The organism is Pseudomonas sp. A1230, assembly GCF_044218825.1.
In the GTDB taxonomy this organism is placed as follows: domain Bacteria; phylum Pseudomonadota; class Gammaproteobacteria; order Pseudomonadales; family Pseudomonadaceae; genus Aquipseudomonas; species Aquipseudomonas iridis.
In genome coordinates this window covers 1,624,166-1,635,817 of sequence record NZ_CP162582.1, presented here as the reverse complement: position 1 = coordinate 1,635,817, position 11,652 = coordinate 1,624,166, and the positions used below count along the sequence as shown (strand labels likewise).

General features: G+C 59.0%; 10 protein-coding genes, 1 pseudogene and 1 riboswitch. Of the genes and pseudogenes, 8 read left to right on the top strand and 3 right to left on the bottom strand.

Going from position 1 to position 11,652, the window contains the following annotated elements; genetic code table 11:
- Positions 1–72 precede the first annotated feature (72 nt).
- The 3 genes from AB4P97_RS07770 (at position 73) to mntP (ending at position 2,981) form a co-directional block, all read left to right on the top strand.
- On the top strand, positions 73–735 hold the full coding sequence (locus AB4P97_RS07770; protein WP_115147975.1) for a response regulator: 663 nt from the start codon (positions 73–75) through the stop codon (positions 733–735).
- A complete protein-coding gene (locus AB4P97_RS07765; protein WP_042558896.1) occupies positions 732–2,102 on the top strand; it encodes an ATP-binding protein in 1,371 nt (456 codons plus the stop codon). The genes AB4P97_RS07770 and AB4P97_RS07765 overlap by 4 nt, the downstream gene beginning before the upstream one ends.
- 138 nt (positions 2,103–2,240) lie before the next feature.
- Positions 2,241–2,411: riboswitch (yybP-ykoY riboswitch) on the top strand.
- 6 nt (positions 2,412–2,417) lie between these two features.
- Positions 2,418–2,981, top strand: a complete 564-nt coding sequence (mntP, locus tag AB4P97_RS07760) for a manganese efflux pump MntP (protein WP_042558895.1) — start codon at positions 2,418–2,420, stop codon at positions 2,979–2,981.
- Between the two features lie 51 nt (positions 2,982–3,032).
- Here mntP and AB4P97_RS07755 read toward each other — a convergent pair.
- The 3 genes and pseudogenes from AB4P97_RS07755 to AB4P97_RS07745 all read right to left on the bottom strand — a co-directional run.
- A pseudogene (locus AB4P97_RS07755) lies at positions 3,033–3,137 on the bottom strand (DUF72 domain-containing protein); the annotation flags it as partial.
- Between the two features lie 45 nt (positions 3,138–3,182).
- Complete coding sequence (locus AB4P97_RS07750) at positions 3,183–4,970, bottom strand: thiamine pyrophosphate-requiring protein (RefSeq protein WP_395602352.1); 1,788 nt, start codon at positions 4,968–4,970, stop codon at positions 3,183–3,185.
- Between the two features lie 177 nt (positions 4,971–5,147).
- On the bottom strand, positions 5,148–5,423 hold the full coding sequence (locus AB4P97_RS07745; protein WP_047302133.1) for a DUF2798 domain-containing protein: 276 nt from the start codon (positions 5,421–5,423) through the stop codon (positions 5,148–5,150).
- Between the two features lie 124 nt (positions 5,424–5,547).
- Between AB4P97_RS07745 and AB4P97_RS07740 the strand changes: the two genes are divergently transcribed.
- The 5 genes from AB4P97_RS07740 (at position 5,548) to AB4P97_RS07720 (ending at position 11,581) form a co-directional block, all read left to right on the top strand.
- The gene (locus AB4P97_RS07740; protein ID WP_047302134.1) at positions 5,548–6,489 is read left to right on the top strand and encodes a LysR family transcriptional regulator; all 942 of its coding nucleotides are present in this window, start codon (positions 5,548–5,550) and stop codon (positions 6,487–6,489) included.
- 76 nt (positions 6,490–6,565) lie between these two features.
- A complete protein-coding gene (locus AB4P97_RS07735; RefSeq protein WP_395602351.1) occupies positions 6,566–7,609 on the top strand; it encodes an alpha/beta hydrolase family protein in 1,044 nt (347 codons plus the stop codon).
- 43 nt (positions 7,610–7,652) lie between these two features.
- The gene (locus AB4P97_RS07730; RefSeq protein WP_042558890.1) at positions 7,653–8,042 is read left to right on the top strand and encodes a hypothetical protein; all 390 of its coding nucleotides are present in this window, start codon (positions 7,653–7,655) and stop codon (positions 8,040–8,042) included.
- 269 nt (positions 8,043–8,311) lie between these two features.
- Positions 8,312–9,151 (top strand): glutathione-dependent disulfide-bond oxidoreductase, encoded by an 840-nt coding sequence (gene yghU / locus AB4P97_RS07725; protein ID WP_042558889.1) that lies wholly within the window; start codon positions 8,312–8,314, stop codon positions 9,149–9,151.
- A gap of 249 nt (positions 9,152–9,400) precedes the next feature.
- Positions 9,401–11,581 (top strand): TonB-dependent siderophore receptor, encoded by a 2,181-nt coding sequence (locus AB4P97_RS07720; RefSeq protein WP_395602350.1) that lies wholly within the window; start codon positions 9,401–9,403, stop codon positions 11,579–11,581.
- Positions 11,582–11,652 lie beyond the last annotated feature (71 nt).

Genomic DNA, 11,652 nt, shown 5'->3' with positions numbered 1-11,652 from the left:
GACTGCCACGGCTGGCCGTACAGCGGCATGATGCCGCCGATCAAACGCCCTATTTCCTACAGAGAACCGTCCATGCGCCTACTTCTGGTCGAAGATGATCGCGCCCTCGGGCAAGGCATTCGCGTTGCGTTGAGCAACGAAGGCTACACCCTCGACTGGTTGCAGGATGGCATCAGCGCCTTGCATGCATTGCGCAGTGAAAGCTTCGATCTGCTGTTGCTCGACCTCGGCCTGCCACGGCTCGACGGTCTGGCGCTGCTGCAACAACTGCGCGGCGGGCAGCAGGACTTGCCGGTCTTGATCCTCACCGCCCGCGACGGCACCGCCGAGCGCATTGCCGGGCTGGATGCCGGCGCCGATGACTACCTGATCAAGCCGTTCGATGTCGACGAGTTGAAGGCACGCATCCGTGCCTTGCTGCGCCGCAGCCAGGGGCGTGCGCAACCGGTGCTGGAGCATGCGGGCGTGTGCCTCGATCCGGTCAGCCAACAGGTGACCTGGCACGGTAACGACGTCGTGGTGACACCGATGGAATACCAGTTGCTCCATCAGCTGTTGGTCCGCCCCGGCAAAGTCGTCACTCGCGAGCGCTTGTCCCGGGCTCTTTACGGTTGGCAGGAGCGGGTCGAGAGCAACACCCTTGAGGTGCTGATCCACAACCTGCGTAAAAAGCTCTCCACGGAGTTGATCCGCACCGTGCGCGGCGTCGGTTATGTCGTGGAGCTCAACCCATGATTTCCATACGCGCGCGGATTCTGGTGCCGGTGCTGATTCTGGTACTGATGGGCGATGTGCTGATCAGCTGGCTGGTGCTGCGCGACAGTCACCATGAAATCGAAGAGGTCTACGACGCACAACTGGCGCAGAGTGCGCGCTTGTTGCAAGGCGTGCTGGCCCAGCGCGCACCGGGCGACAATGACTGGGATCGGCTCCATCATGCTTTCGATCAGGCCATGAGCCGGGTTGGCGATGGCGAAGCCGCACACCCCTATGAAACCCGACTGACGTTTCAGGTCTGGCGCAGCGACGGCCAATTGCTGATGCGTTCCGCCGAAGCACCGGAACTCAAGGCGCCACCAACGACCCTGGGCTCGCACGACTTGATAGACAACGGCCGCGACTGGTGCGCCTTCCTGCTCAAGGATACGCAGCAGGGGCTATTGATCTGGGTTGGTGAACGTGACGACATTCGTCAGGACCTGATCGAGCGTATCGTCGGTCATACGTTGTGGCCGAGTGTGATCGGTGTGCCGCTGTTGGCCCTGCTGATCTGGCTGACCATCGGCTGGGGCCTGCAACCGCTGCGGGCCATGGCCCAAAGCATTCGTGGGCGCAATACCGAAACGCTGAAACCGCTCAACCTCAGCCCCCTGCCCCACGACCTCGAACCGATGCAAACCGCGCTCAACCGGCTGTTGCAGCAGATTGACAATCTGCTGGGTCGCGAGCGACGTTTCATCGCCGACGCGGCACATGAGCTGCGCACGCCGCTGGCGATTTTGCGCATCCACGCGCAAAACGCGCAATTGGCCGGCACGCCGCAACAACGCGAAGAGGCGCTGGAGTTTCTGCTCAGCGGTGTCGACCGCGCCACGCGCATCGCCAGTCAGTTGCTGACCATGGCGCGCATCGAGCCGCGTCTGGCCAATCCGGAAAAAAGCGCAGTGGAACTGACTGCGCTGGTACGCGAAGAACTGGCGGAACTGGCGCCGCTGGCACTGGAAAGAGACGTAGAGCTGATCCTCGACAGCGACCACCACTGCCCGGCAGATACCGATCCCGTCGCCCTGGCTATCGCTCTGCAAAACCTGGTGACCAATGCATTGAACTTCGCCCCACCCGGCAGCGAGGTGCGGGTTCAGGTGCTGCCGCAAACTTCCGGGGCGGTGTACATCAGCGTCGAAGACGCCGGCCCCGGTATCAACGAACAGGATTACGCACGGTTGTTCGAACGCTTTTACAGTCACGGCCACGCCAACGGTGCCGGGTTGGGGCTGGCCATTGTGCAAATGATCGTCAGCAAGATCGGCAGCACGTTGCAGCTGTACAACCTGCCGCAGGGTGGATTGTGTGCGCAGTTGCGGATCAATGAGGCTCACTGAAATTTATGCCGGATAGTTAAGTCTGGCGGTGACTCTGTGGTGAGGGGATTTAGCGAACCCACCTCACCACAAGTTAATCGTCGCCTTCGAATTAATCGGGGGCTTTGACAAAATTTTCATATTCGCCCGACTAACATCCGCAGCCTCGTTGGGGAGTAGCCTGTTTCCGAGACTTTCGGAAGCGTTCGTATCAACATTCTCGGCAACCTGCCGTGGTACGAACACCTTTTGGTTGGTGAGACCGACGACACATTCATGCCTAAAGTCGGGCGTGTGATTGTGTCGTTGACTCATAGCCCGACTGGAAGTGTTGCCGTGAATCCCGTTTCCCTCATATTTCTCGCCCTCGCCATGTCCACGGATGCGTTCGCCGCCGCCATCGGCAAAGGCTCCAGCCTGCACAAGCCGCGTCTGACCGAAGCCCTGCGCACCGGTCTGATCTTCGGTGTCATCGAAGCCATCACTCCCGTTATCGGTTGGCTGATCGGTCAGGCCGCGACCCGTTGGGTTGCCGAATGGGACCACTGGATCGCCTTTACTCTGCTGGTGATTCTGGGCCTACACATGATCTATAACGGCCTGAAACACGACGATGAGGAAGAAGAGAAATCCGGCCAGCACTCGTTCCTGATTCTGGCCGTCACCGCGTTCGCTACCAGCATCGATGCGCTTGCCGTTGGCGTGGGCCTGGCGTTTGTCGACGTGAATATCTGGGTGGCCGCCGGCGCTATCGGCTTGGCGACAATGACCATGGTGACCCTCGGCGTAATGCTCGGCCGTGTGCTGGGTGCGGTGGTTGGCAAGCGTGCGGAGATCGTCGGTGGCGTGGTGTTAATGATCGTCGGTTCGACGATTTTGTATGAGCACCTGTCTGTCTGACTCAGAGAACAAGGCAGTGGCGATGCCGGCCAGCGACTTGTTGATGGCCGGCGGACGATAGAACGAGCTGTTGATTTCCATGCTATTCAATCGCACGGCGAAGCGCTGCAGGTGCGTGCCTTGCGCCGGGAATGAAGGCCAATGCTCGCGCCCCAGACTTCACCCTGCATAGCTGATGAAAACCAACAGCCCCCCGCTCGGTTATTTTTTGCCGGGCAATACCGAGCTCAGTACTTGTTTGGCGGCTTGCACGATGATCCCCGCCTCATCCGGATCGCCCTTGAGCAGCGTCGTGGCGAATTTCTTCGCCTGTTCAAGCTTGATATGCGGTGGCAATGGCGGCACGTTCGGGTCGGTCTTGAACTCGATCAGTACCGGCACGTCCGAGGCCAGTGCCTGTTCCCAGGCCGCCGCCACGTCTTCTTCGCGGTCGACGAAAATACCTTTCAGGCCGATGGAAATGGCGAACAAGTGATAAGGCACATCGGGGATGCTCTGCGACGCCTCGAATTTCGGATCGCCCTCCATCACCCGCTGTTCCCAGGTGACCTGATTGAGGTCTTCGTTGTTGAAGACGGCGCAGATCCATTTCGGGCTCGCCCATTGGCGCCAGTATTTGGCGACGGTGATCAGTTCGGCCATGTTGTTCATCTGCATCGCACCGTCGCCCACCAGCGCGATGACCGAGCGCTCGGGATAAGCGAATTTGGCCGCGATGGCGTAAGGCACGGCGGCGCCCATTGAGGCCAGGCCGCCAGACAGAGAGCACTTCATGCCCCGACGAATCTTCAAATCGCGGGCGTACCAGTTGGCACATGAACCCGAGTCGCTGGTGATGATTGCCTGATCCGGCAGGCGCGGCGACAACTCGTACACCACCCGTTGCGGATTAATCGGTTTGGCTTTGACCATGGCACGCTTTTCCAGGGTTTTCTCCCAAGTGCCGCGCCACCCTTCGACTTTCTTGCGCCATTTGCCCGAGCTTTTCTGTTCGAGCAGCGGCAGCAACGCGGCCAGTGTTTCTGCTGCATCGCCCTGCAGATTGACCTCCATCGGATAGCGCAGGCTGAGCATGTCGGGCTGCAAATCGATCTGCACGCCGCGCGCCTGGCCTTCCTTAGGGAGGAATTCTGAATACGGGAAACCCGAGCCGATCATCAGCAAGGTGTCGCACTCGGCCATCAACTTGTAGCTGGGTTCGGTGCCGAGCAGGCCAATGCTACCTGTGACCCACGGCAAATCGTCGGGCAGCACGGCTTTGCCGAGCAGTGCTTTGGCGACACCGGCGCCGAGTTTTTCGGCCACGGCGATGACTTCGTCAGTTGCTTCCAGCGCACCGGCGCCGACCAGGATCGCGACCTTTCCCCCGGCATTCAGCACGTCTGCCGCACGCTGCAAATCTGCCTCGTAAGGCATGATTTTCGGCTTGCTGTAGCCGACACCGGAATGCGCGGTGCCATGCGCACGGGCCGGTGCCTCATAGGCCAGATCCTGCAAATCATTGGGCAGGATGATCGCGGTGACGCGGCGTTCGCCAATCGCCGTGCGCACCGCGCGGTCAAGCAGATGGCGGACCTGCGAGGGCGCCGATGCCTGCTGCACAAACGCGCCAGCGACGTCCTTGAACATCGAGACCAGATCCAGTTCCTGCTGGTAATGACTGCCCAGTGCAGTGCGCGCCTGCTGACCGACAATTGCCAGCACCGGCATGTGATCCATCCGCGCATCGTAGAGGCCGGTGATCAGGTGCGAAGCGCCGGGACCCGAAGTGGCGATACAAACCCCCAGCTCACCGGTGAACTTGGCATGCGCCGAAGCCATGAACGCGGCCATTTCTTCATGGCGTGCCTGTATGAATTCGATCTTTCCGTTGGCTCGGTCGAGCGCGCCAAATACGCCATTGATGCCGTCACCCGGATAACCAAAGATCCGCGTGACGCCCCATTGGCTGAGCCGCTCAACCAGAAAATCTCCTACTGTCATCGTCATCGTGTGCCTCGCCTTTCACCGGTGCATGGAGCTTTCCGGCAGCGCATCCGCCGGAAGTTGTAAGGGTCTGGACAGTCGGGTTGGTAGCGAAGTTTCGACTTTCTGGTGGTCGGTGCCTATCAGCCTGGGAAACGCGCCGACATCTGTCGGGACGCGCCGAACCGGGACGAATGAACCTCACCGATGCGGATGCACCGTCCACGCCACCAGTTTGATCACGATGGGCCGAACGAAGAGGATGCACAGGAATGCCACCGGCATCGCCAGCTTGTAAGCGTGGAGCGCATTACTCAGGTAGTCGTTATCAATGCCGGAATTGGCGGCGGTGATCACCAGAGACATCAGAAACGCCATGATCGTCGCCATGTACAACGCAAACACATAGGGTGTGGCACGCGCTGACAGCTTGCGGCGACTGACATACAGGGCATCGGAGCTTGTTCTTTGATTCATATGGCTTTTGCATCCATTGACAGGGAGCGGGCACCTTAGCAAAGCCCTTTGCCTCCAACTAGACGGCCAATCACAGGTACTTTATAAAGCATTACTTACGAATCCTCTTCCCGGCAGGCCATGGATGAATCTGTTAGCGGCGATTGCCAGTTTTATCAAAGTGGTCGAATCGGGCTCCATTGTCGGTGCAGCCAAAACCCTGGGCGTCAGTGCAGCGGCGGTGAGCCAGACGATCAATCGTCTGGAGGCGCATCTCGGCGTGCGCTTGCTGCAACGCACGACGCGGAGCATGGCGCTGACTGAAAACGGCGCGGTGTACTACGAAAAGGTCAAGCGCATCGCGGCGGATCTGGAGTCGGCGCAAAGCTCAATCAGCAATGAAGAAACCGAACTGCTGGGGCGACTGAGCATTGCCTCGACCTCTGCATTCGGCCGGCATGTGCTCGCACCGCTGATCGCCGGTTTCGCCGCACAGCATCCGCGCCTGCTGCTTGAGCTGTCGACCACCGACGGCAAGATCAGCCACATTCAGGATGGCATTGATCTGAGCCTGCGGATCAAACCGCAACTGGAAGAAGGCATTGTCGCGCGCAAGATCGTGTCGCTGCCCTTCATCCTGTGCGCCGCCCCCGCCTATCTCGAACGCGCAGGCGTGCCGCAATCACCGCACGACCTGCAAAACCATGCATGCCTGGCGTTTCGTTATCCTCTTGATGGGCGATTTCTGCGCTGGAGTTTTCTGCGCGACGGCCAGCGTTACGAGGCCAATATCAACGCCACAGCGATCAGCGACGACATCGACGCACTGGCGCAGATGGCAATCAGCGGCGCCGGCATCACGCGTCTGGCGGAGTTTGTAGCAGCGCCTTACATCGCCAGCGGTCAACTGCTGCCACTGTTCGAAACCCGTCACGGCGCACAACACGCCGTTGTCGAACCCATGGAGATTTACGCCTGCGTGCAGGAGCGCGCGGCAATGACGCCGAAGGTCAAAGCGTTCATGGACTATTTAATCGAACACTTGGCGCTGCGCTGGCCGATGGAACAGCTGTCATCGGGGCGCTAAAAGATACTCGCTGAAACATGCGGATTAAGGCAAAGTCCACATCGCCAATCGAGGCTCATCATGGACGATAAAAACAATGAAAAAGGCTTTGCGCGCCCTGCTTCTGCTATGCCTGACCACCCACGCATTCGCTGACGACACGCCTATCGGTTTCCAGCGTTCAACACTGCCCGACACGGACAACATCCGTCCGTTGGAAATGGTCGTTTGGTACCCTTCCCGTGCAACCACCAGTGCCCCCAAGTTGATCGCCGACAATCCGGCATTTGTCGGTGTCCTGTCTGTCGAAAACGCAGCACCGGCTGAAGGCGAACACCCATTGGTGGTGCTTTCCCACGGGTATCGCGGCAATTGGACTAACCAGGCATGGCTGGCCAGCGCGCTGACGCATCAGGGTTACATCGTTGCGGCGGTCAATCATCCCGGTAGCACCACGCATGACCGTAGCCCACAAGCAGCCGCGCAGCTATGGCAGCGTCCCGCAGACATTGGCCGGGCCATTGATGCGGTGACGGCTCAGCCGGCAAAATTTGGTGCAGTCGCGACGCGGCGTATTGCCGTTATCGGTCATTCACTTGGCGGCTGGACAGCAATGGAAATCGCCGGCGCGCGTTTCGACACGGATCTGTTTGCCCGCGACTGCAGCGTTCATCAGAAGTTAGCCAGTTGCGGCGTTTACCAAACCATGAATCCCGCGAGCAACCCGGCATCAAAGGCCCGACTCGCAGCCGATTTACGCGATAAGCGCGTCACTGCCGTGGTGGCATTGGACCTGGGTTTGTCCCGCGGCTTCACGGATGCCAGCCTTGCAACGCTGCCGGTGCCAGTGTTGGTGATCGCAGCGGGCGTGCCGTCTGAAGATCTGCCGGCCGAGTTGGAGTCCGCCGACCTGGCCAAGCGTCTACCCAAACCGTCGAGCCAGTACGTTGAAATTGGCGATGCCAGCCATTTCAGCTTTCTGTCGCTGTGCAAACCGGGCGCGATAGCCATGCTCGAAGAGGACGTGCCCGGTGATGGCATCATCTGCACCGATGGCCAGGGTGGACGTCCGCGTGAGGTGCTCCAACAGCAGGTTATTACGCTGATCAGCGAGTTTTTGGATCAGCCTGCAGGTCATTGAAGAAACAGACCAGAAACATACCGCTCTCTCTTTCGGGAAAATCATGCCGATGAACATTTCGAAAAAAGCCGCATTACCTGCGGTAGCCATCGCTGCCGCTGCTGTGGCCGCGCTGCAACTGTTTATGTACGACAGCGAAATAATCATCGCTCAGGCGACATTGGGCAGTATCCCGGTTGAGTTAATCGCTGAAATACTCATTACCATCACATTGCATGCGTTCTTCGTCTTGATGATCCCGCTGATATTGATCGCACGGCACAACATCACGGCTGGCTACGCGGCACTCGCGTTATCCCTTGCAGCCTACGTCCAGCTGACAACAGATTTGAGTTTGATCGGGATGGCAGTCACCGCCATCGCCTTTTCAATTCTGGCTGTCTGGGCTATCAGCAAAGCACTTGAATGGGTCCGCTATCTGCGCGCCAGATGAATGTGCGCAGGGTTGCTCGTATCACGATCAGGGAAACACTCCACACAGGGCATTTCCCTCATAACCATGCACGATCGGCCCTAACACCATGAGAGGACCACAAGCGTAAAGGGGAGATGCCATGGCTGCATGTCGAGGTAATGTCCAAAGCATCCTGGTATGACATTCAGGATCACTGGCCACAGTGCCAATCCTGACACATTGAATGGAACGAGATTTTTCCCTACGGTGTCCCTCTATTCTCAGCCAGCAACGATGAGGTCTTTTTCATGAGCAATGCGCCCTACGTTCCGCCCAAGGTCTGGAAAAACGAAGCAGCGTCCGGCGGCCAGTTTGCCAGCATCAACCGTCCGACTGCCGGGCCGACGCACGAGAAAACGCTGCCGGTTGGCAAGCATCCGTTGCAGCTTTACTCGTTGGCCACGCCCAACGGGGTGAAGGTGACCATCCTGCTCGAAGAGTTGCTGGCACTGGGGCACAGCGCCGCCGAATACGATGCGTGGCTGATCCGCATTGGCGAGGGCGATCAGTTCTCCAGCGGTTTTGTCGAGATCAATCCGAACTCGAAAATCCCAGCCCTGCTCGACCGCAGTGTCGAGCCACCGATTCGCGTATTCGAGTCGGGCTCGATCCTGCTGTATCTCGCGGAAAAGTTCGGCGCCTTCCTGCCTGAAGATCCGGCTGGGCGCACCGAAACCCTGAACTGGCTGTTCTGGCAGATGGGCTCGGCGCCTTATTTGGGCGGCGGGTTCGGGCACTTCTATGCCTATGCGCCGGAGAAACTGGAGTACCCGATCAATCGCTTCACCATGGAAGCCAAGCGACAACTGGATGTGCTCGATCGGCGCCTGGCCGAGAGCCCGTATCTGGCCGGCGACAGCTACACCATCGCCGACATCGCGGTCTGGCCGTGGTACGGCCAACTGGTGCGCAACAACGTTTATTCGGCGGCTGAGTTTCTCGCGGCCCATGAATACACTCACGTGCAGCGCTGGGCAGAGGAGATCGCCAAACGGCCTGCCGTCATCCGTGGACAGCGCGTCAACCGCACGTGGGGCGATGAGGCGAGCCAGGTACCCGAGCGGCATCAGGCTGAAGATTTGAGCTGATATTCTCGCAACGCTCCCTTGGTTTAAAAACGGCCGATCAAAATCAAATTGATCGGCCTTTTTTTTCAATCCCAACCTTCATCCAATCACCGGCGGTGACCGTTCAGTCGTAAGCCAGATGTGAAAAATTTGTTAACTAACTGACTCGTACGGCTTTCTCCGAGCGGATCAATCTGACAGACTAATGCGAATAATTCCTACACGCATGTGCATCAGATTCGTCTTTAGTATTCTTGGGGAAGCAGATTGATGTCGTTTCATACCGGTTTTCGCCGTTCGAACCTTTCGCCTAACTTATTGGCAATGGCCATTTGCATGGCCGGCGTCGCGCCAGCGCTGGCCGATGAAGCAACACCAGCCACGCCAGAAAACACCGCGGCGCCCGCCACGCTGGAGCTGGGTGCGACCGAAATTGGCGCCACGCAGATGAGCAGCACAACGGAAGGTTCAGAGTCCTACACCACAGGCCCGATGCAGACCGCGACCAAACTGTCGCTGACCATGCGCGAAACGCCGCAGGCGGTGACCGTCATCACCCGTCAGCGCATGGATGATCAGGGCATGACCAGCATTAACGATGTGGTGCGGGGCACGCCGGGGTTGTTCCTCAATCAATCCAGCGGCCCGGGTCGGCAAAATTACAGCGCCCGTGGTTTCGACATCGACAACATCATGTACGACGGCCTGCCGAGCTCTTACCAGCCGTACTCGATGGCAGTGCAGCCGAATCTGGCGATGTTCGACCGGGTTGAAATCGTCCGTGGTGCGACCGGCCTGGTGACCGGTGCCGGCAACCCTTCGGCAGCGATCAACATGGTGCGCAAACGCCCGACAGCCACCCCGCAAGTGACGCTCACCGGTGCAGCCGGCAGTTGGGATGATTACCGCGGCGAGATTGACGCCTCCGGCGCGCTCAACGAAAGCGGCACCTTGCGTGGCCGTGTAGTGGGTTCCTATCAGGGCGCCGACAGTTTCCGCGACAAAGAGCAAAATGATCACGGTCTGTTCTACGCCATCGGTGAAGCCGACCTCAGCGACGCCACGACGTCAACGCTGGGCTTCTCTCGTCAAAATGAGCAGACCAACTATTTCTGGGGCGGTTTACCGATCGGCACCAACGGCCACCACCTCGACCTGCCCCGCTCCACCTACCCGGGCACGGATTGGGAAAACAAGAAACTGCAGATCGACACCGTTTTCGGTGACATCGAGCATCGCTTCGACAACGACTGGAAACTGCACGTAGCCGGCTCCTCCTCAACGCTGAACGGCGAATTCTCTGGTTCGTACCTGTCGCGTTACGCCGGCCCGCTGGAAACCACCGCCTATCAGTCGCACAACACCGATAAGCAGCACGCTTTCGACGGTTTTGCCAGTGGCCCGTTCGAAGCCTTCGGCCGTACCCACGAGCTGGTCGTCGGCGCCAGCAATCGCGTCTACGATGCAACTACCAAGGAATATGATCCCTACACCACGGCCTGGCCGATCGGTGCACCCAAGCCCAACTTCGTGCGTGATGGCAAGACGCGCAGCGTCACCACTCAGGATGCGGTTTACCTGACCACCCGTTTGAGCCTGGCCGATCCGCTGACGCTGATCCTCGGCAGCCGCCTCGACTGGTATGACTACGATGACCGCACCACCGACGGCGACTACAAAATCACCCGCAACCTGACGCGTTATGCCGGGCTGATCTACAAGTTTGACGGCCACCACTCCGTTTATGCCAGCTACACCGACATCTTCACCCCACAAACCAGCAAAGACCTTTCCGGCAAAGTGCTGGAGCCAATCGTCGGCGAAAACTACGAGGTCGGCATCAAGGGTGAATATTTCAACGGCGCGCTCAACGCCAGCCTGGCCGTGTTTCAGATGGACCAGACCGGCCGCTCTACCACGGCGGACAACCAGTTGGGTTGCCCGGTGATGACCTGCTACAACGCGTCCGGCAAAGTCCGCAGCCAAGGCATCGACATGGAGCTGCAAGGCGCGCTGACCGAAAACTGGCAGCTCGGCGCTGGCTACACTTACACCCGCGCGCATTACATCAAGGACGACAACCCGGCCAACAATAATCAGAAATTCGACAGCGACACGCCCGAGCACTTGTTCAAGGTCTCAACGATGTATCGCCTGCAAGGCTCACTGGAAAAACTCCGCGTCGGTGGCAGCGTTTACTGGCAGAGCCGCATGTATAACGACATCGCACTCGCCAATGGCAACAGCTATCGTCTTGAGCAGGGAAGCTACGCGACCGCCGACCTGATGGCCGGTTACGAAGTCAGCAAACACCTCGACCTGCAGGTCAACGCGAACAACATCTTCGACCGCGTTTACTACTCCGCCATCGGCAGTAACGTCACCTGGGGTTCCAACGACAACTACGGCACTCCGCGCAGCTACATGCTGACAGCCAAATACAAGTTCTGAGTCGTGTAACCCTCACCTCGGCACACGCAAGGGCGCCTGGACAAGCCATGGCGCCCTTTTTTCGGACGGGC

Excerpts from the sequence above, each read along its gene's own strand:
- yghU (WP_042558889.1), top strand. The coding sequence starts at position 8,312 with ATGAGCAATGCGCCCTACGTTCCGCCCAAGGTCTGGAAAAACGAAGCA.
- AB4P97_RS07740 (WP_047302134.1), top strand. The coding sequence starts at position 5,548 with ATGAATCTGTTAGCGGCGATTGCCAGTTTTATCAAAGTGGTCGAATCG.
- AB4P97_RS07750 (WP_395602352.1), bottom strand. The coding sequence starts at position 4,970 with ATGACGATGACAGTAGGAGATTTTCTGGTTGAGCGGCTCAGCCAATGG.
- AB4P97_RS07745 (WP_047302133.1), bottom strand. The coding sequence starts at position 5,423 with ATGAATCAAAGAACAAGCTCCGATGCCCTGTATGTCAGTCGCCGCAAG.
- AB4P97_RS07730 (WP_042558890.1), top strand. The coding sequence starts at position 7,653 with ATGCCGATGAACATTTCGAAAAAAGCCGCATTACCTGCGGTAGCCATC.
- AB4P97_RS07765 (WP_042558896.1), top strand. The coding sequence starts at position 732 with ATGATTTCCATACGCGCGCGGATTCTGGTGCCGGTGCTGATTCTGGTA.
- AB4P97_RS07735 (WP_395602351.1), top strand. The coding sequence starts at position 6,566 with ATGAAAAAGGCTTTGCGCGCCCTGCTTCTGCTATGCCTGACCACCCAC.
- AB4P97_RS07770 (WP_115147975.1), top strand. The coding sequence starts at position 73 with ATGCGCCTACTTCTGGTCGAAGATGATCGCGCCCTCGGGCAAGGCATT.
- AB4P97_RS07720 (WP_395602350.1), top strand. The coding sequence starts at position 9,401 with ATGTCGTTTCATACCGGTTTTCGCCGTTCGAACCTTTCGCCTAACTTA.